This is a genomic window from Streptomyces sp. NBC_01296 (genome assembly GCF_035984415.1).
Classification (GTDB): Bacteria; Actinomycetota; Actinomycetes; order Streptomycetales; family Streptomycetaceae; genus Streptomyces.
Genome location: NZ_CP130720.1, coordinates 1212113 through 1231043, shown reverse-complemented (window position 1 = coordinate 1231043; position 18931 = coordinate 1212113). Strand labels below are relative to the sequence as shown.

Sequence of the window (18931 nt, the reverse complement as noted above, 5' to 3'; positions counted from 1 at the left end):
CGTGCCCGTGTCGGTCCCGCGCACCCGGTGCATCGTAGTCAGCACGTCCCCGGCCGGACGGCGCCGCTCAGGCGGACGCCGGCCAGCGCATGCCGAGCGCGTCGAGGGCCGCGACCCGGTCCGGGGCGAGGGCCGATGCGCGCGAGCGCTGGTTGGCGATCCACGCGCCCAGCTGCAACTCCCGGCCGCCGACGCGTTCCACGTGCTTGCGGGGGACCCGGAGGTGCTGTTCGCGCAGGTGGAACTGGCGGGCCGCGGACAGGTGTTCCGCCCATTTCTCGGCCTGCGTGCGCCGCGGCTGCGGACGCTCGGCCGCGCTCGCCTCGGTCACGCCCAGCGTGTGCTCCAGCAGCCAGCGCTGCGCCCAGGTCAGTTGCTCCCAGGCCAGCCGCTGGGTGCGCACCCAGCGGCCCAGGTCCTCGCCCTGTACGACCACCTCGCCCGGGGTGAGCGGCAGCCGGCCGCCCGCGTCCAGGTGGACGCGGGTCAGGTGGAAGGCGCGCTGCCAGGAGATCTCCCAGGCCGGGCACCAGGACGCGTCGACGGCGTCCAGGGCCTCCCGGCGCTCCTCGGACAGGGCGCCGGGGCCCTCGCGACGGGCGGCGGCCCGCTGGTTCTTGACCCACACCCCGACCGGCGCGCCGCGCCAGGTGGCCTCCACGGGCGGCAGCAGGTGGCCGTGTTCCGCCGCCCAGCCGCGGGCCGCCGCGAGGCCCTCGTCGAAGGCCACGTCGAAGTGGCTCCACACCATGCCGAGTTCGTCGAGCTGCGCGATCCGCTCCCGGCCGAGGGCGCCCCGGCGGTGGGTGCGCCGCACGTCCGCGATCCACTGGCCGAGCGGGAACCGGGCCAGCCCGGGAGGCCAGGCCTCGGCGGCCGGCTGCGTGCCCGGCAGGGCCTCCGCAGCGGGCGGGGTCCGGGGCGTCTTCGGCTCCTTCGGGACCTTGAAGGCGAACGGCACGCGCAGATCCCCGGCCCCGGCCGCGTAGATCCGGGCGGCCTCCACCCCGCGCCGCCAGTGCTCGCGCTCCGGGTGCAGCACGCGCAGCCGGATGAACGCCGCCAGCAGCGCCGGATCCCGGGGTGTCGAGAAGCTCAGCAGGGCCTGCGCCCCGGTCCGCATGCCGGCGCCCGTCACGGCCTCGGTCGCGGATTGCGCCCGCGGCCGGCTCGGCGCCTGCGGCTGCGCCAGCGATTCGACGAGCCGGGTGTCGTGCGCCCGCAGTGCCTCCAGCAGCCGCGCGAGGTCCCCGTACGCGCGCGAGGTCAGCATCGACTCGGGCGTCTCGCCCGGCCCCAGCAGCACCGGGACCACCAGCGAGGCGACCTTGCCCTCGCCGGGTTGGATGCGCAGCGCCCGCCCGACGGCCTGGACCAGGTCCGGCATGGCACCCCGTACGTCGGCCCAGTAGACGGAGTCGCACTCCTTCGTGTCCACGCCCTCGCCCAGCACCCGGACACTGCCGAGGAAGGCCTTGTCGGCGGCCCCGTCCGCCGCGAACGCGTCCAGCACGCGCCGCCGCTGCGCCGCCGTGTGCTGCCCGCACAGCCAGTCCGCCCAGACGGTACGGGGATACGCCGGCTCCGGCGCGTCACGTGCGGCCCGCAGCCGCTGCGCCACCGCCGGCAGCCCGGCCGCGAAGGCCTCGGCCTCCCTGGTCAGGTGGTGGAAGACGAGGGTCCGCCGGAACCCCTGGTCGGCGGCGGCCTTGATCAGCGCCGCCTGCAGGGCCGCCAGCCGCGCCCCGCGCACGGCGTCCGAGCGCCCGTCGGCGCCCAGCAGCACCGCCGCCTGGAACCCCGGATCGCTGACGTCCACGCACACCACCCGGTAGGGGGCGCAGATGCCGCGGTCGATGGCCTCCGCGAGGGACAGGGTGTGGCAGCGCGCGCCGAAGGGGCCGTCCGGGTCGTCCTCCATGGACGCGACGAGATCGCCCCGCCCGCGGCCGCCCTCCTCGGGCTCCGCGCCCTCCTCCGCCTCCGCGCCGTCCTGCCAGACCCGCGGCGTGGCCGTCATGTACAACCGCCGGACGGAGGGGATCCGGGTGTTGTCGTGCACCACGGCCCAGGGTTTGCCGATCCGCCCGGACGTACGGTGCGCCTCGTCGACCACGACCAGGTCCCAGCCCGGCAGGCCCGCGAGGTGGGCGCGCTCGATCGTGCCGAGGCCCAGCGAGGCGTACGTGGCGAATACCGTCAGCCGCTCCGCCGACCGGCCGGCCCAGCGGGCCAGTTCGGCCGGATCGGTGGTGGCGGGCACGCCCGCGTCCTCGGCGCGCAGCGAGCACACGGCGAGGGCGCGCCCGGTCCGGCCGCCCTCCTGCCAGGCCGTCACCGTCTGCACGAGCAGGTCCAGCGAGGGCACGAGGACCAGCACCCGCCCGGCCCGCAGCTCCTCGGCGGAGCGCACGGCGACCAGGGACTTCCCGGATCCGGTGGCCATGATCACCTGGGTCCGCAGCCCGGTCCCGGGCACCCGGCCGCCGGCCGGCAGCTCGAGGGCCCGGAGTACGGCGTCGACGGCCTCGCGCTGGTGCGGCCGGAGCTCCTTCTTAGCCATGTGCCGTACTCCGTCCGCTCTGATCAGCCTCTTCGGCTCCAGTCTCCATCCTGCACGAAGTTTGAAGCATTCGGGGCCTGCTCGGGCGGAGCGTTCGGGTCACATCTTGGCGCCGAAGTTCTGCGTCCACCAAGGGCCGCCCGGGCCCGTGTGGATGCCCACGCCGATGTCCTTGAAGGAGCAGTTGAGGATGTTGGCGCGGTGGCCCGGGCTCTTCATCCACGAGTCCATGACCGAGGCCGCGGTCTGCTGGCCCTTCGCGATGTTCTCCCCGTACGTCGACCAGCGGTACCCGGCGGCGGTCGTGCGCTTCCCCGGGTCGGCGCCGTCGGGGTTGGTGTGCGAGAAGAAGTCCCGGGCCGCCATGTCGTCGGAGTGCCCCTGGGCGGCCGTCCGCAGCTGCGGGTCCTCCTTCAGGGGGCCGCAGCCGGCCGCCGCGCGCTCGGAGTTGACCAGCGCGATGACCTGGCCCGCGACCCCGGCCGGGGCGGGCGCCGGAGCCGGCGCGGGCGGACGCGGCGCCGGCGCCTTGGACTTGGTCGGCGACGGGCTCGGACTCGGGCTCTCGGTCGACGGGCTCGGGGAGGCGGAGGCCGACGGCGAGGGGGAGGCGGACGCGGAGGGCGAGGCGGAGTCCGAGGGGGACGCCGAGCCGTCGGGCGCCGACAGTGCCGAGAGGGGGGCGGCGGGCGCGGCGCCGGTTTCCTTGTCGTCCGAGCCGGGGAAGCCGCCGAGGTAGGCGAGCCCGCCGCCCGCGACGCACGCGGCGAGCACGGCGCCGCCGACCGCGCGGCGGCGGCTCTGCCGGCGCTTGCGCAGGACGCTGCGGCCACCGCCGGGGGCGGCGTCCGGTATGCCGCCCTGACCGGAGACGGTGGGGGTGAGCTGGGTCGCGGCGTCGGAGAAGTCCGTGCCGCCGAAGCCCGTGCCGTCGAAGCCCGTGCCGTCGAAGCCCGCGCCGCTGAAGTCCGTTCCGTCGAATCCCGGGCCGGTGCCGGTGCCGGTGCCCGTCCCCGGACCGCCGGGGCCGCCCGCCTGGGCGCCCGCGCCGCCGTCGTAGGCGTACGCCGCCCCCGCCGGGACGATGCCGCCCGCCGTGGCCGCCCGTACGCCGGCCAGCAGGGCCACCGAGACCGGGACCAGGGCCAGACCCGCCAGCAGCCCCTCCGCCGGGAGCAGCCCGCTCCACAGTCCTGCGCACCGTACGCACTCGCGCGCGTGCCGGGCTATTCGCTTGCGCCACAGCGTCGACGGCGCCCCGTCCCAGGTGCCCGTCACCCCGCGCAGACCCTCGCACGGCGGCTGCGCGTCCAGCGCCCGCTCGACCACCCGGGCCGATTCCAGCTGCGCCTTCATCCGCTGCACCCGTACCGCCGTGTGCTGCGGGGACAGTTCGAGCGCCGCGGCCACCTCGGCTCGGGTCAGCTCACCGGCGCATTCCAGCCACCACAGCGACAGCAGCGCCCGGTCGTCGGTCTCCAGCCAGCGGGTGGCGCGGGCCGTCTCCCGCTGCTGGCCTTCGAGCTGGAGCCGCAGGACGGTCAGATCCACGAAGTCGGCGCCGGGGTCGGCCAGTTCCCAGGCGGCCTCGAGTCCGCTCTCGCCGGGGGCGCTGTGCCGGGCCTGCCAGTGCGCCCGCACCCGGTTCATGGCGATGGCGACCAGCCAGGACCGGAAACTCTCGTCCGACCGCAGGGTGCCCAGCCCGTCGAGCGCCCGCAGCATCGTGTCCTGCACCACGTCGTCCACGTCGACGGAGCCGTTCAAGGCGCGCCCGACGACGTTGTAGACGAGCGGCAGGTAGGTGCCGACCAGCTCGTCCTGCGCGCGGGGATCGCCCGCGCGGGCGGCTGCCACCAGCGCTGCCGTGTGCTGTGTAGTCATGTGAGGTTCCCTGTCCGTACCGGCGGTCGATGATGCCCGATACCTGGGAGACCGTCGAGCACGGCCCGGATAACGGTTATCCGGAAGAAGAACCCGAAGAATTTTCCGGAGCCTGCGGAGGATAGCGCCGCGCCGAGGCATCCACCTGGGCGATCCGACGCAGTGCCGCGAGCATCGCATCCCCCAGTACGGTGCCCACCACCACGCGTTCGACCAGGTCCTCCGGCTGCTGCCGGCGGGCCACGAAGGCGAGGTCGGCGGCGGCGATCAGCTCCCCGGCGGCCGCGAACTCGTCCAGGTGGTCGAGGTAGTCCCCGTGTCCGACCGACAGGACGGAGGCCATCGCGGTGGTGAGGGCCTCCACCGCCGGGTGCTCCGGCCCGATCTGCCAGCCGCGCCGTGCGATCAGCTCGTCGGCCATGGCCCGGGCCCGGGTCCGTACGGCGCTGTCGGAGTCGACCGGGTCGGGGACGGCGACGTCCACCGCCCGCGCGGCCGCACCCAGGAGCTTGTGCACCGGGCGCTCGTGGTCCTCCACCGCTTCGACCACCTTGCCGACGGAGGCGAGCGGTAGCCCGCCGACGTCGGTGAGGGCCCGGATCAAGTGCAGTCGGCGCAGGTGGGCCTCGCCGTAGCGGGCCTGGTTGGGGCTGGTCAACTCCCCGGCGGGGAGCAGTCCTTCGCGCAGATAGAACTTGATGGTGGGCACGGGGACACCGCTCGCACGGCTCAACTCTCCTATGCGCACAGTGAATTCTCTCCTTCGGGCGGGCCGGGGCCTTGCGGCGGCCGACCTCGGTATGGATAGTGTAGCTATCGGAAAGTGGACAGTGTGACTATCCATTACGGGGGGATCGTAGGATGCGGATCCACATAGCAGGATGGCATCGGCCACTGCTGGTCTTCGCGGCGGCCATGGGGGTGATGACCCTGGTCTCGGGAGTCGGGCTGCTCGTGGACGACCGGATGCTCGCCGGGTCGCCGATCTGGCACAAACCCCTCAAGTTCTCCGTCTCGTTCGTGCTGTACGGGCTGACCCTGGCCTGGATGCACTCGCTGCTCACCCGCCGGCAACGGACCGGCTGGTGGGCCGGGATCGTCGTCGTGGCGGCGAGTGTGTTGGAGATGGCGATCATCGTGGGGCAGGTGGTGCGCGGCAAGCGCAGCCACTTCAACACCGAGACCTCGACGGATGCCGCCCTCTACAGCCTGATGGGCACGACGGTGGTGGTGCTCTGGCTGGCCACCCTGCTGATGGCGGTCGTGCTGTGGCGCCAGCCGCTCGCCGACCGGGCCACCCAGTGGGCGATCCGGCTCGGCACGGTCATCGGGCTGGCGGGGCTCTCCGTCGGGTTCATGATGACCCAGCCCACCGCCGACCAGTCGGCGGGACGGATCACCGGCGCGGCCGGCGCGCACAGCGTCGGGACCGCGGACGGTGGACCGCACCTGCCGGTCACCGGCTGGGAGTCCACCGGGGGCGACCTGCGGATCGCCCACTTCGTCGGCATGCACGCGCTCCAGGTGCTGCCGCTGCTGGCGCTGGCGCTCGCCCACGCGGCCCGGCGGTACGGATGGGCGGCCGACGCGGGGGTGCGGCCGCGCCTGGTACTGGTGGCGGGGCTCGGGTATGCCGGGGCGGTCGGGCTGGCGACCTGGCAGGCCCTGCGCGGGCAGGCGCTGACCTCGCCCGACGCGCTGACGCTGGGCGCCGCCGGGGCGCTGGCCGCGGCGGTGGCCGTGGCGGCGGCGTTGGTCCTGCTGGCCGGGGCCGCGCGGCGCCGGGGCGGTCCGGGCGCGGCCGGCGGCCCGGGTGATCGGCCCGAGGCCCTGGCCGGTTCCGGGCTGCGCGGCTGAGCGCACACCGGGCCGACCGGTGAGGGGTCCCGCGTCCGGGTCCGGGCGGGGGACCCCTTCCGTGTCCGGGCCCCGTTCTACAGCAGCGGAGCCAGCGCTTCGGTGGCCGCGCGCAGGGCGGGTGCGTACGCCTCGATCTCCTCGCGGGAGACGAGGAAGGTGACGGTGGTGACGCTGACCCCGCCGACCGGCCGGCCGGCCGGGCCCGGGATCGCGGCGCCGATGCACCGGATCGTCGGCTCGTTCTCCTCGTCGTCCACGGCGAAGCCCCGGGCCCGGACCGCCGCCAGCTCCGCCAGCAGCGCCGCCGGGCCGGTCAGGGTCCGCGGCGTGCGGCGCGGCAGCCCCGCGTCCGCGATCAGCGCCCGCACCTCCTCCTCGGGCAGGCCCGCCAGGATGGCCTTGCCGATGGCGGTGCTGTGCAGCGGCATCCGCATCCCGACCCGGGAAGCCGTCCGGAAGGGCTGGCCGCTCTCCAGTTTCCGGATGTAGGTGAGCGTCTCCCCGCTGTGCAGGGCGAGGTGGACCGTCTGGCCGGTGGCCTCGCGCAGCTCGCCGAGGATCCGCCCGATGCTCGGTGGCTCGCCGCCGCTGACCAGGGCGGACAGTCCGCGCAGCCGAGGGCCCACCCCGTACCGCGCTTCGCTTTCCGGGCGTACGAAACCCTGCTCGATCAGCGAGGAGAGGATCCGGAAGGTGCTCGACTTGGGCACGGCCGTGGCCGCCACCACGTCGGTGAGCCGGTGCGGACCGCCGGGCGCGGCCACGGCCTCCAGGATCCGCATCGACTTCTCCAGCGCCGTGCCGGCCGCCGAGGTCCGGCCGCCGCGCGCGGGGCCTGCGGCCTCGTCCGTCGTGACCCCGTCGTCGGGCATGCGCTCTCCAAAGGCAGGGCGGGTGGGGGTAGGGTCTGCGGGAAGCGTTCCGGTACACGGTACAGCGTTCCGCTACGTGGAACAACTGCCCTGCGCGGGACCGCTGTCCTGCGTGGAACGACTGGCCAGCGCGGAACGACTGGCCAGCGCGGAACGACTGGCCTGCGTGGACGGCACCTGCCGCCGGGAACAGATGGAGGGGTCCTCTTGTCCTGCCACCCGTACGACGCCCTGGCCGCCCAGTGCCTGCTGCCGGTGCTGCGCAACGCCGACGCGGACGAAGCCGTCCGCCGGACCACCGCCCTGCTGGCCGCCGGCTGCCGCACGGTCGAGCTGACCACCTCCACCCCCGGCTGGGCCGAGGCCGTCGCCCGGACCGCCCCGCTCGCCGACGCGTACGACCGGCCCGCCCTGGTCGGCGTCGGCACCGTCACCACCGCGACCGCGGCCGAGACCGCCCTCGACGCGGGCGCGGCCTTCCTGATCTCCCCCTACCCGGCCCCCGAGGTCCGCGCCGTCGCCGCCCGCCGCGGGGCGGTCTTCATCGAGGGCGGTTTCACCCCAGGCGAGATCGCCTCGGCCGTCCGGTCCGCGGGCGCCGCCAAGGTGTTCCCGGCGCACGTCGGCGGCCCCCGGTTCATCCGCTCCCTCAAGGCGGTCCTGCCCGAGGCACTGTTCATCCCGACCGGTGGCATCCGGCCCGGCGAGATCCCGCAATGGCTCGCCGCCGGGGCGGCCGCCGTGGGCATCGGCAGCGGCCTGCCCGACGATCCGGGTGAACTGGCCGCCGTCTTCGCCGGACTGGCCCGGCCGTGCTGCTCCGGCTGCGCCGCGGCCGCGGGGAGCTGAGCATGGCGCCCGCGCCCCGTACCGGCTACGACGTACTCGTCCTCGGCGAGGTCCTCGTCGAGATCCACGCCGACACCGCCCTGAGCGAAGCCGCCGACGGCACCGGGGCCCGGATCTCCTACTCCGGCGACGCCCTCAACGCAGCGGCCGCCGCCGCGGCCGCCGGGGCCCGGACCGCCCTGCTCGCCGTCGTCGGCGACGACGAGCTCAGCGTTCCGCTGCTGCACCGCGCCGCCGAGCTCGGCGTGGACGTCTCCCACGTACGCCGCGCCCCGCGCCCCAACGGCGCCTACCTGCTCGGCTCCGACACCGAGGGCGACCGGGCCTTCGTCTACTGGCGCACCCACAGCGCCGGTTCGACCCTCTCCACCCGGCACATCGAGTCCTGGCGGGACCTGCTGACCGGCGCGAAGGCCCTCGTCACCAGCGGGATCACCGGCGCGCTGTCCCCGAGCAGCCGGGACGCGGTGGTGGCCGCCGCCGAAGCCGTGCACGACGCCGGCGGGCACGTCTCGTACGACCCCAACTTCCGCTCCCGCCTGACCGGTCGGGCCGAGGCCCGCGAACTGCTGGCCCGTATCGCCCCGCTGACCGGGCTGCTCAAGACCTCCTGCCCGGCCGACGCGCAGGCCCTGGTCGGCACCGGCGATCCGCGCACCGCCGCCGCCCGCTACCGGGCCCTGGGCGCCCGTACGGTCGTCGTCACCGCGGGCGCCGGGCGGCTCCTGCTCGACGACGGCACGCGGGCGGAACACCACCCCGTACCCGTCAACCCGGCCCCGGTCGACGCGACCGGGGCCGGGGACTGCTTCACCGGCACCGCCACGGCCCGGCTCGCCCTGGGCGACCGCCTTGCCGACGCCGTCGCGTACGGCATGGCGGCCGCCTCCCTCTCGGTGTCCGGCCGCGGCGGCACCGGGCGCGTCCCCACGTTCCCCGAAACGGCAGCCCTGGCCGCCGAAACGGCAGACCTGCCGCCGCCCGCCTGCTAGGCAGTTTCGAGTAGCGCCATCTCCTCCGGGGACAGCCGCAGCGCCCCGGTGGCGATGTTCTCGACCAGGTGGTCGGGGTTCCCGGTGCCCGGGATGGCCAGGACGTGCGGACCGCGGTTCAGGGTCCAGGCGAGCCGCAGCTGCGCGGTCGACACGCCGTGGGCCTTGGCTGCGGTCCGTACCTGCTCGGCCTCCTCCGCGACCACCCCGGCCTCCTTGCCCGCGCCGGCGATGGCGAAGAACGGCACGAAGGCGATGCCCTGCTGCCCGCACGCGTCGAGGAAGGCGTGGTCCTCGGCCGGGGAGCCGATCCCGTACGGGTTCTGCACGCACACGACCGGCGCGATGGCCTGCGCCTCGGCGAGGTGTTCGGGCTGCACGTTGGACAGGCCGAGGTGGCGGACGAGCCCGGCCGTACGCAGCTCGGCGAGGGCGCCGAAGTGCTCGGCGATCGAACCGGTCGTCTCGCGCCGCGGTACACGCAGGTTGACCACGTCGAGGTGGTCCCGGCCCAGCTGGCGCAGGTTCTCCTCGACCTGCCCGCGCAGCTGCTCGGGGGTGGACCACCACCACTCCCCGGCGAAGTCCCGGCCCGGCCCCACCTTGGTGGTGATGACGAGGTCGTCGGCGTACGGGGCCAGGGCCCGGTTGATCAGCTCGTTGGCGGAGCGCAGCGCAGAGAAGTAGAAGGCAGCGGTGTCGATGTGGTTCACGCCGAGCTCGACGGCCCGGCGCAGTACGGAAGTCACCCGCTCACGGTCGCTGGGGGAGCCGTCGGCGAGATGGGTCAGGCGCATGGCGCCGAAGCCGATGCGGCGGACGGAGAGGTCGCCGAGCCGCCAGGTGCCGGAAGCTGCCGCGGTGATCGTTTCGGAGGTCATGGCGTGAGGGTAACCGGCTCGGCGACCCACCCCGCGGCGAGCACCAGGCGGGAGGTGCGGTGGACGGCGAGGAAGCCGAAGGGCCGGTGGAAGGTGACCTCGGCCTGGCGGACCCGGTACCGGTAGCGGGGGAGGGCGCAGCCCGCGGCCAGAGCGACGGCGGTCACGGCGGTGGCTTCGAAGCCTTCGGCGTGGAAGCGGGCCATCGCCGACTGCCGGGCCGATCCGATGGCCAGGGGTTCGGGGCCGATCCCGGGGAAATGCCCGGACCGCGTGTCCGTGGCTGTGTGCAGGCCGAACAGCCGGGCGTGGGCGAGGAGATCGTGGTCCGCGCCGACATCGAAGGCCACCGTCTTGACGTGCAGGCGGGGTTCACGATCCGTCGACCGGACCGTCCCGATGCGCAGCCCCGGCCCCGGGTTTCCCTCGGGCAGCAGGCTCGCGCCCGTCGACGGCACGGCCCGGGTGACGGCGGCGGCGCCGGCGGCGAGGACCTCCCCCGGGTCGGTGTCGGGCTCGCCCAGCACCAGGTGGACGTCCACCCCGCCGTCGCCGACCACTTCGAGCAGCGTCACCGGGCCGGTCGGTGTGTGCGCCACGCGGACGCGGTCCAGGAGGGAGGTGCTGCGGTACAGCGCGAGCGCCGACCGCCCGGCCCACGGGCCCTCGGACAGATCGGCGCATCCGGTTCGGAAGGGCTGGATCCACTTCAGCCGCAGCGCGAGCGCCGAGGCGAGGACCAGCCGGGTGTCCTCGTTCAGCGGGGCGGGCATCTGCTCGATCAGCCCGCCGGTCCGGTCCGCCGCCCATCCGTCGAGGGCCTTGCGGTCGGTGTCCTCGTCGCCGGTCAGGGCGGAGCGGGCGCCGTCCGGGAGTCCCGTCAGCCAGGATTCGTACAGGGGGAGATCCGCCCTGGTCCAGAGCCCGGTGGCCGCCTGGAGGCCCCGTACGCCGGCCAGGCCGGTCAGCAGCTCCCGGGCGGCCGCGGTCGCGGACCCGGCCGGTATGCCCAGGGCTTCGGCGAGTTCGGCGCGGGCCGGGCCGCCCGCGCCGTCGGCGAGGAAGGCCAGCAGGGGCCATACCCCGGCCGCGGTGAGGACGGTGCCCTTCTCGCCCGTCACCGCCTGCCGCGCCCAGCGCGTGGTGAGTCGGTTGACCGCCCGTACCGTCGTGTTCCTCATGGCGGGGAGCGTACGTGGTGGGGCGCCGCCGGGCCGGGTCGTTTTCCGCGGCCCGGCGGCGCCGGTCTCGTGGCCGATCGGCCGGTCTGCCGGTCTGCCGGTCAGCCGGTTAGGGGGTCAGCCGGTCAGCGGCCGTGCAGGCCCCGGTCGACGGCCGTCATCAGCTCGCCGTCGGCGGTGTCCGCGTCCAGCGACCAGAACATCGCGCCGCCCAGGCCGTTCTCGCGGACGTACTCCGCCTTGGTCCGCAGCACCTGCGGGTCGTCGTACGTCCACAGCGTGCTGCCGTCGAACAGCCAGGCGTGGCCGCCGCGCCGGTCGCGGTACACCTTGTACGCGCCCGAACCGGCGAGCTTCTCCAGCGCCTTGTAGTCCTCGTACCCGGCCGCCCAGGTCGCCGGCGCCGGGCCCGTCGCCGGCTGCCCCATGCCGTCCCCGCCGCCGCTGACACCGGTCCAGCCCTGCCCGTAGAACGGCATGCCCATCACCAGCTTGTGCGCCGGCGCCCCGCGGTGGCGCCAGGCCTCCACCGTGCCGTCCACGCTGAAGTCGCCGCGGGCGCGGAGCGCGGACTGCTGGGCGGTGGTTCCCTCGCCGGATACGTGGAAGTCGTAGCCCTGGAGGGTCACGAAGTCGAGGTCGCGCATGATGCGGCGGACGTCGAAGCCCGCGTCGATCTTGGCGGGGGCGGTCGGGACGAACGCCGTCAGCTCGTACGTCTCCTTCCGCTTCTGGCTGCGTGCGTACGCGTCGAGCTGCGTACGGAACTCCTTCACCAGGGCCGTGAAGTTCTGCTTGTCCTCCGGCCGGAACTTCGTGTCCGTGTCACCGGCCGAGCCGGGCCACTCCCAGTCGAGGTCGATCCCGTCGAAGACGCCGGCCGCCGCCCCCGCGCCGCCGCGGGCGCCGTCCTGCGGCAGATTGCCCTTGATGTAGAGGTCGATGCAGGACTGTACGAGGGCCTTGCGGGAAGCGGGAGTGAGCGCGGCGTCCGAGAAGTGCGTGGACCAGCTCCAACCGCCCAGCGAGAGCAGGACCTTGAGGCCCGGGTGCTTGGCCTTGAGCTCGCGCAGCTGGTTGAAGTTCCCGGCCAGCGGCTGCTCGGCGCTGTCGGCGACCCCGTCGACGGAGTTCGCGGCGTCGAGCGGGCGCACGTAGTCGGCCCAGGCGTCGGCCTCGCCCGGCACGTTGCCGGTGAAGCACTTGCCCTCCGCGCTGATGTTGCCGAAGGCGTAGTTGATGTGGGTGAGCTTGCCGGCGGTGCCGCTCGTCTCGAGGTCCTGGACCTGGAAGTCCCGTCCGTAGACGCCCCATTGGGTGAAGTACCCGACCCGCTTGTACGAGCGGTCGTGACCGCCGTCGCCCTGCGCGGCAGCGGACGGCGCGAGGGCGGTGAGCAGGGAGAGGGAACAGGCGGCGACGGCCAGTCTGCCGAGCATGCTGCGGCGCATGGGCTTCCTTTGCGGATGCGGGAGCGGTGCGGGGACGCGTGCGCGGTGCATGCCGGAAACTATTGGTCTGGACCAGAGCGGTCAAGGGGGCGTCCGCAACTCGGGCCGACAGGCCTCAGGGGAGGCTTCAGTGGCCGACGTCGTCGGCGAGGCCGGAATTCAGCGCGAACTGGACGGCGGCGAGGGCGGCGTCGTTCGGCAGCCGGAAGGTGACGAAGCCGAGCGCCGAGCCGCCGGGAGCCAGGGTGACGGTGTCCGGGAACGCGGGACCGGCGGTGGTCGTGGTGTTGGAACCGGTGAACCGCCGGCCGTCGGAGTCCACAAGGTGCGAGGACTTGGCGGGGGAGTCCTCGTACGCGTCGGTCCCGGTGTTCTCCAGCCGGAACCGTACGGCGACCAGCCGATCGGGGTCGGGGTCGGCGGACCCCGTCAGGGTCCCCGCTGCACTGGTCCGCCGGCAGCGACGACGCGGAGGCGGCCGACGCCCTCGTCACGGCCGGCGCCTTCCGGTCCGCCTGCCACGGGGGTCAACTCCCCACCGCCCAGTACCCCCTGTCTCACGGGGTGGACGTGGACCGGCTCGGGCGCGGCCGCCCTACCCCGCTGAACATCGCTCTGACCAGCGGAAACGAGTCCCTGATCGACTGGCTTCGCACTGCCGGCGCCGACATGCGGGCCGAACTTCCACCCGCATCACCCATGAATTCATTTGGATCTCCGCTGCGCTCCGTGTCAGAGTTGGCCTCACCGAAGGGGTGTAGCTCAGCTGGTCAGAGCGCTGGTCTCCAAAACCAGATGTCGCAGGTTCGAATCCTGCCGCCCCTGCAAGCAGTACGCGCCGTCGGGCCCGTCCCCTCCACAGGGGCCGGGCCCGACGGCGTTCTCATCGCAAGTGGCTAGGCCTTGGGCTCCACGTAGCCGTAGGGGCGGGTGATGATCTCCATGCCGTGGCCCGACGGGTCGAGGAAGTAGACGCCGCGGCCGCCGTCGTTGTGGTTGATCTCGCCGGGCTGCTTCATGTACGGGTCGGCGAAGTACGGGACCCCGCCTGCGCGGATCTTCCCGAACGACGCGTCGAATTCCTCCTCGGAGACGAGGAACGCGTAGTGCTGGATGGTGATGGACTCGGCCGGGGCGGTCGCGAAGTCGAGGGTGACGCCGTTCGCGGTCTCGACGGGGATGAACGGGCCCCACTCGGTGCCGACCTCGAGGCCGAGGATGTCCGCCAGGAACTCGGCGGCCTCCCGGTGGTTCCGGGAGTGGACGATCGTGTGGTTGAGCTGTACTGACATGAGTGAATGCCTCCGCAAGGCACATCACGGGCGCCTCCATGCCTCACCCGGTCGGTGACCGACACGCGATGCCGTGATCACGATCCTAAACGCCGCTTCCGGGTCGAGTCCACCGCAATCCGGTCATGGCGAACCCCCGTACACCTCCTTGACGTTGTCCTGAGCGGGATGCGTCCGCCCCGCCGGGCCCGCCGCGAAGATCCGCAGCAGGTTCTCCGTCACACGGGTGGTCAGCGCGCCCGCCTTCGCGTCGAGGCCGTGGTTGGCCCCGCTGCGGCCGTCGCCCGTGGCGTCCAGGGCCTCCACCCAGCGCATGGTCCCGGTCGCGAAGACGCCCGCGCCGCTCGCCGCCGTGTAGTACGCCGTGTCCTGGTGGCTGGGCCGGCCCTCGCACACCACGGGGGAGTGGGCCAGGATCTCGATCGGCCGGGGCGTCGGAAAACCGGTGTTGACCTTGTCGTACTCCACCCCCACCAGGTGCGGGAAGTGGTCGTCCGCCTTGACTCCGGTGCCCTCGAACAGCCAGTGGCCGGGGTGGGTCACCACGTAGGGGGCGTCCACCGGGTAACCGTCGTAGATCACGCCGAGCAGCGAGCTCTCCGGGTCGGCGCCGGGCGCCGAGCGGAAGTCGACCGTAGCCGGGTGGCCCCGCTTGAATCCGGGGTCCTGGTCGTAGGAGGACTTGTAGCAGACGACCGTGCGGTCCGGTCCGAGATCGGAGGGCTCCAGCCGGATCCGGCGGAAGCAGCAGTTCGCCCCCAGGATCGCGATGTTGGTCCCGGCGTCCCGGGCGGCGGTGAAGTGGGCCCGCTGCTCGGGCGACCAGTACTCGTCGTGGCCGAGCGAGAGGACCGCCGCGGCCCCTTCCAGCAGCCGCTTCTCCCGCGCCACGTCGGTGGTCGTCGTGTAGGCCAGCGGTATGCCGAGCCGCTCGGCGAGGGCGAGCAGCGGGGCCTCGTACACCAGGAACAGGCCGGCGCCGTCGTCGTACTCGTACGGCCGGTCGAACGTGACGGCGAGGGAGCGCGAGGCGTAGGCGCCGTTGGGCCCGTCGTAGCTGCCGTATCCGCCCCACCGGTTGTACGCCTGCCAGGTCGCCACCGAGTTCACCACCACCGTACGGCCGGCCGTCGCCGCCGAGCGCACCGTCACCGGGACGAAGCGCTGGCCCTCGCCGCCCTGTGCGTCGAGCCGCAGCAGGTAGCAGCCTTCCGGCCACTCCTTGGTGTCGACGGTGGTGGTACGGGGCCAGCGGGTGCGGACCATCCGCGTCGCGGAATCCACCGTGTGTTCGGGCTGCCGTACGCCGGGCAGGGCCTCGGAGCGCCACACCAGCCGGGCCCGGGCGCCGCCGTACCAGCCCATGCGGTAGGCGGAGACGGTGAACCGGGGCGCCGTGGTGGACACGTGCAGGCCGAAGGACTCGCCGGGCAGGACGCTCACCTTGTCGGCGAAGCCCTCGATCGCCTTGGCCGGGCCGGCCTTGGCCACGTGCCAGTCGGCATGCCCGGGCTTGGCGTTCTCGGCCTTGACGTCGAATCCGGCCGGTCCGCCGGGCGTGGGGCCCTTGCTCTTGCCCGTTGCCGCCCCGCCCGTCCCGCCGTCCGCTCCGTCGGCGGCACCGTGGGCGCAGCCGGCCGTGGCCCCGAGCCCGGCGGCGGTTGCCGCACCTGTCGCGATCGCGAGGAACCGCCGCCGTCCTGCGCCGTCGCCGTCCCCGGTCCCGGCTGTGTGCTCCTGATCCATGGAGGGCACGTTATGTCACGCTTGGCTCCCCTCTGATACCGGCCCGGCCCTGCGCCACCGCTGTCGACGAAGTGGCCGATCCCAGCCGCACCACCACCTCCTGGCCGGCACCCGCCGCCGTGGTGAGGTCGCCGAAGCCGAGCCGCAATTGCGCACCGGTGGCCTGCGACACCAGACTCGACGGCCGGGTCAGCACCGCCGCGACGGGCCGGTTCCACACCACGGTCAGCGAGGTCAGCACCCGGGCCGGGTCCGAGACGCAGACGGCGGCCGTTCCGTCCGGTCTCTCCCGCACCGTGACCGAACAGGGTGCTCCCGCCTCCAGCGGACCGGCCGACCCGGCCTGCCAGAAGTTGACCCCGGTGAAGCCCAGCGACGGCACCGAGACGCCCTGGGCCGTCTCCGAGTTGGCGAGCACGGAGAGCCACCCCGGAGCAGCCGCCCGGGCGGCGGTCCGGGCGGCCGTCGCCCCCGGCATCACCTGGTGGACGAACCCGGCGCCGGCCGGGGCCGTGCCGTGGTCGTACCAGAGGGTGAGGTAGCGCCGGGTCAGGGCCGTGGCGGACCCGCCCCGGTTGACGTCGCTCCACCGGCCGGTGCGTGCCTCCCGCAGGGCCTTGAACGACCCCGAGCCCGACATCACGTATCCGCCGAAGCCCGCCAGGTGCGCCCAGCCGGGGGAGGGGAAGGCCGCCGACCAGCCGAGGGCGCCCGGCTGGACCGCACCGCCCACGGTCAGCGCATGTGTGCCGGAGGCGCCGAGATTGCGGTTGTCGATCACCGTTTCGACCGCGGCCCCGTCCGTGCAGCGGATGCCGGCGCCCAGGCAGACGATCGTGTCGTCGAGGAAGAACCAGGACTTGTGGGCGGTGAGCGTGCTGCCCAGGCCCCGCAGGTGCTGGCCCACCGAGGCGAACTCCCCGTCGGTCGTCCCGCCCACCCAGGCCGCATCGGGCCGGGACGCCCCCCAGTCGCCGCCCGCCCCGTCGGCGAGCACCTTCCGCGACACGGTGGTCCCCGGCAGCCGGTACGGGTCCACCGTGGGCCAGAAGGCGTCCGAGTACTGGCCGTTGCCGTACGTGGCCCCCCACCAGGAGAGCATCCCGCTCCCGGTGTGCCAGCCGCGCAGGTTCTCCCCGTTGCCCGTCTCGTAGTGGGCGATCCGCTTCGAGGCCATGGACAGCGACGCCGCCCAGCCGGGCCGCCGGTGCGTGGCCCGGTCCATGGACGCGAACAGCCTGTGCCCTACCGGCTCGGGCAGCGCCGTGACCGACGCGTCGGACTCGACCTCCGCCAGCCGGGCGAGGGAGGACAGCGCGAGCGTTGTGTCCGCGAGGGGGCGGCTGTAGTGGTCCCGGGCCGTCCAGCCCTTCACCAGCCCCCGCCAGCGCGCCCGTTCGGCGGCGCTCGCACCTTCCGCGAGGAGGAGGATCGCCGCGAGCACCGCATGCCCCCGGGCATGGTCGTCCTGCTGGACCTGCCGCGGATCGGCGACCATCAGACCCCGGCTCACCGCCCGCCCCGACACGGCGTCCATCACGAGCCCGTTGAACAGGAACGGCGCCCAGGCCCGCTCCACCGCGTCGAAGGCGATCTGCGCCCCGGGATCCGTGACCTGCCACGCAGTGCCCTTCAGCAGAGCGAACAGCATCCCCAGCCCGCCGAGCAGCACCGCCCCGTACGTCCCCGTGTAGGGCACCCACGTGTGCTGGACGAACGACCCGTCCCGGTAGAGCCCGTCGCCCGCGGTGACGTACGGGAACACCGGCCCGAGCGCGTCCCGGGCCAGGGCGATCTTCGCCGGGTCCCCGCCGACCACGCCGCGCAGCGCCAGCACCCGGCACAGGTCCACCCGGTTCGCACCCGTACTGGTCCCGGTGTACGAGCCGACGGCAGAGTCGGGGACGAAGTGGTCGACGGCCGCACACGATTCGGCGAGCCGGGCGGCCGGCAGCTCCTCGTACAGCAGCACGCACAGGTCGAGCAGGGCCTGCGGGGCGCCGATCTGCCAGCAGTACCAGTTGCCGTACCGCACCTGGCCGGCGTGGTAGACGTCCGCGTGCAGATGGTCCAGCCCGGCCAGCAGTGCCGCGCGCAGAGAGCCGTCCCCGGTGAGCCCGGTCCCGGGCCGGACGTAGGCCTCCGCCATCGTCCGCAGCCGGTAGTGACTCTGCATCATCATCTCGGGGTCGGTGCCGTACCCCAGGTCGGGCCAGAGCGAGCCGGCCGCCGGCGCCATGGCGGAGCGCCATCCGCCGGCCAGGGCGCCGAGATCGGCGAGTCTCGAGCGGAACGGCTCGGCCGCGGCCGGGATGTCACCGCCCAGGAAGAGACCGCGCCACACCGCCCTCATCGCGTCGTGGACCCCGTCCGCCGGCGCGGCGCTCGCCCGTGCGGCGGGCGCTCCCACCAGGAGCGCACCCCCGCCCGCGGCGGAGAGGAAGGCACGCCGACTCCACACGTCTGTCATCGCTTGCTCCTTGTCCGATCCCGTACCGATTCCCGTGCCGATTCCCGTACCGGCCCCGGCCGGCCCGTCCATTGCCCTCGGCCTGCTTCACGCCACGTGCTCGCGGTAGCGGTCGATCACCTCCCTCAGCACCTCGGCGCCGTCCCGTTTCCACAGACCCGTATGGAAGATCTCCACCTCCACCGGGCCCCGGTAGCCGGCCTCGTCCGCCAGCTCCCGGAACGCCCGCAGGTCGATGCAGCCGTCGCCCAGCTGCCCCCGGCCCAGCAGCACCCCCTCGGGGAGCGGGGTCACCCAGTCGGCGACCTGGACCGACACGATGCGCCCACCCGCACCCGCCCGGCGCAGAGCGGCCGGCAGCCGCTCGTCCCACCACAGGTGGTACGCATCGGCGACCACCCCCACCTGCCGCGCCGGGAACTGCTCGGCGATGTCCAGCGCCTGGCCGAGGGTGGAGACCACACAGCGGTCCGAGGCGAACATCGGATGCAGGGGCTCGATCCCGAGCCGTATTCCGTGCGCGGCGGCCCACGGGGCCAGTTCGCCCAGGACGTCGGCGATCCGCCGCCGCGCCCCCACCAGGTCCCGGTCGCCCTCCGGCAGGCCCCCCGAGACCAGGACCAGCACGTCGGCCCCCAGCTCGGCCGCCTCCTCCACGGCCCGCCGGTTGTCCTCGAGGGCCGCCGCCCGCCCCGCCGGATCGGCGGCGGTGAAGAACCCGCCGCGGCACAGCGAGCTGACCCGCAGCCCGGCCCCGGCGACCAGCTTGGCCGTCTCGCGCAGCCCGAACTCCCGGACCGGATCCCGCCACAGCCCGACGGCGCCCACCCCGGCCTCCGCGCACCCGGCGACCAGCTCGGGCATCGACCACTGCCGGACCGTCTCCTGGT

At 74.1% G+C, this 18931-nt stretch carries 15 protein-coding genes, 1 tRNA gene and 1 pseudogene; 5 read left to right on the top strand and 12 right to left on the bottom strand.

What is annotated here, in order from left to right; all coding sequences use genetic code 11:
- Nucleotides 1-67: 67 nt before the first annotated feature.
- The 3 genes from OG299_RS05920 to OG299_RS05910 form a co-directional block, all read right to left on the bottom strand.
- Complete coding sequence (locus OG299_RS05920) at nt 68-2563, bottom strand: DEAD/DEAH box helicase (RefSeq protein WP_327360770.1); 2496 nt, start codon at nt 2561-2563, stop codon at nt 68-70.
- A gap of 99 nt (nt 2564-2662) precedes the next feature.
- Nucleotides 2663-4447, bottom strand: a complete 1785-nt coding sequence (locus OG299_RS05915) for a sigma-70 family RNA polymerase sigma factor (protein WP_327360769.1) — start codon at nt 4445-4447, stop codon at nt 2663-2665.
- A 76-nt stretch (nt 4448-4523) separates the two neighbouring features.
- The gene (locus OG299_RS05910; protein WP_327360768.1) at nt 4524-5195 is read right to left on the bottom strand and encodes a MerR family transcriptional regulator; all 672 of its coding nucleotides are present in this window, start codon (nt 5193-5195) and stop codon (nt 4524-4526) included.
- A gap of 113 nt (nt 5196-5308) precedes the next feature.
- On the opposite strand from OG299_RS05910, the gene OG299_RS05905 reads away from it, so the two are divergent.
- Complete coding sequence (locus OG299_RS05905) at nt 5309-6304, top strand: hypothetical protein (RefSeq protein ID WP_327360767.1); 996 nt, start codon at nt 5309-5311, stop codon at nt 6302-6304.
- 77 nt (nt 6305-6381) lie between these two features.
- On the opposite strand, the gene OG299_RS05900 is transcribed toward OG299_RS05905, so the two are convergent.
- The gene (locus OG299_RS05900) at nt 6382-7179 is read right to left on the bottom strand and encodes an IclR family transcriptional regulator (protein ID WP_327360766.1); all 798 of its coding nucleotides are present in this window, start codon (nt 7177-7179) and stop codon (nt 6382-6384) included.
- Nucleotides 7180-7386: 207 nt separating this feature from the next.
- Between OG299_RS05900 and OG299_RS05895 the strand changes: the two genes are divergently transcribed.
- Complete coding sequence (locus OG299_RS05895; RefSeq protein ID WP_327360765.1) at nt 7387-8028, top strand: bifunctional 4-hydroxy-2-oxoglutarate aldolase/2-dehydro-3-deoxy-phosphogluconate aldolase; 642 nt, start codon at nt 7387-7389, stop codon at nt 8026-8028.
- 2 nt (nt 8029-8030) lie between these two features.
- Nucleotides 8031-9020 carry a PfkB family carbohydrate kinase gene (locus OG299_RS05890; protein WP_327360764.1) on the top strand — a complete coding sequence of 330 codons (990 nt, stop codon included), beginning with the start codon at nt 8031-8033 and terminating at the stop codon, nt 9018-9020.
- Here the strand turns inward: OG299_RS05890 and OG299_RS05885 are convergent.
- The 4 genes from OG299_RS05885 to OG299_RS05870 all read right to left on the bottom strand — a co-directional run bounded on the left by OG299_RS05885 (nt 9017) and on the right by OG299_RS05870 (nt 12933).
- Nucleotides 9017-9901 carry an aldo/keto reductase gene (locus OG299_RS05885; RefSeq protein ID WP_327360763.1) on the bottom strand — a complete coding sequence of 295 codons (885 nt, stop codon included), beginning with the start codon at nt 9899-9901 and terminating at the stop codon, nt 9017-9019. The genes OG299_RS05890 and OG299_RS05885 overlap by 4 nt on opposite strands.
- Nucleotides 9898-11082, bottom strand: a complete 1185-nt coding sequence (locus OG299_RS05880; RefSeq protein WP_327360762.1) for a serpin family protein — start codon at nt 11080-11082, stop codon at nt 9898-9900. The genes OG299_RS05885 and OG299_RS05880 overlap by 4 nt, the downstream gene beginning before the upstream one ends.
- A gap of 125 nt (nt 11083-11207) precedes the next feature.
- Nucleotides 11208-12533 (bottom strand): glycoside hydrolase family 18 protein, encoded by a 1326-nt coding sequence (locus tag OG299_RS05875; RefSeq protein WP_266635806.1) that lies wholly within the window; start codon nt 12531-12533, stop codon nt 11208-11210.
- A 127-nt stretch (nt 12534-12660) separates the two neighbouring features.
- Nucleotides 12661-12933, bottom strand: a complete 273-nt coding sequence (locus tag OG299_RS05870) for a DUF4352 domain-containing protein (RefSeq protein WP_327364464.1) — start codon at nt 12931-12933, stop codon at nt 12661-12663.
- 41 nt (nt 12934-12974) lie between these two features.
- Here OG299_RS05870 and OG299_RS42685 point away from each other — a divergent pair.
- Both OG299_RS42685 and OG299_RS05865 read left to right on the top strand, forming a co-directional pair.
- A pseudogene (locus OG299_RS42685) lies at nt 12975-13172 on the top strand (ankyrin repeat domain-containing protein); the annotation flags it as partial.
- A 112-nt stretch (nt 13173-13284) separates the two neighbouring features.
- Nucleotides 13285-13358 (top strand) — tRNA-Trp (locus OG299_RS05865).
- Nucleotides 13359-13429: 71 nt separating this feature from the next.
- On the opposite strand, the gene OG299_RS05860 is transcribed toward OG299_RS05865, so the two are convergent.
- From OG299_RS05860 to OG299_RS05845, 4 genes are all read right to left on the bottom strand, one after another.
- A complete protein-coding gene (locus OG299_RS05860) occupies nt 13430-13825 on the bottom strand; it encodes a VOC family protein (RefSeq protein ID WP_327360761.1) in 396 nt (131 codons plus the stop codon).
- A 123-nt stretch (nt 13826-13948) separates the two neighbouring features.
- The gene (locus OG299_RS05855) at nt 13949-15571 is read right to left on the bottom strand and encodes a N,N-dimethylformamidase beta subunit family domain-containing protein (RefSeq protein WP_266635811.1); all 1623 of its coding nucleotides are present in this window, start codon (nt 15569-15571) and stop codon (nt 13949-13951) included.
- Nucleotides 15572-15581: 10 nt separating this feature from the next.
- Complete coding sequence (locus tag OG299_RS05850) at nt 15582-18041, bottom strand: polysaccharide lyase 8 family protein (RefSeq protein WP_327360760.1); 2460 nt, start codon at nt 18039-18041, stop codon at nt 15582-15584.
- 87 nt (nt 18042-18128) lie between these two features.
- Entirely contained in the window at nt 18129-18905 is a 777-nt protein-coding gene (locus OG299_RS05845; protein WP_327364462.1) for a sugar phosphate isomerase/epimerase family protein, read from the bottom strand.
- Nucleotides 18906-18931 lie beyond the last annotated feature (26 nt).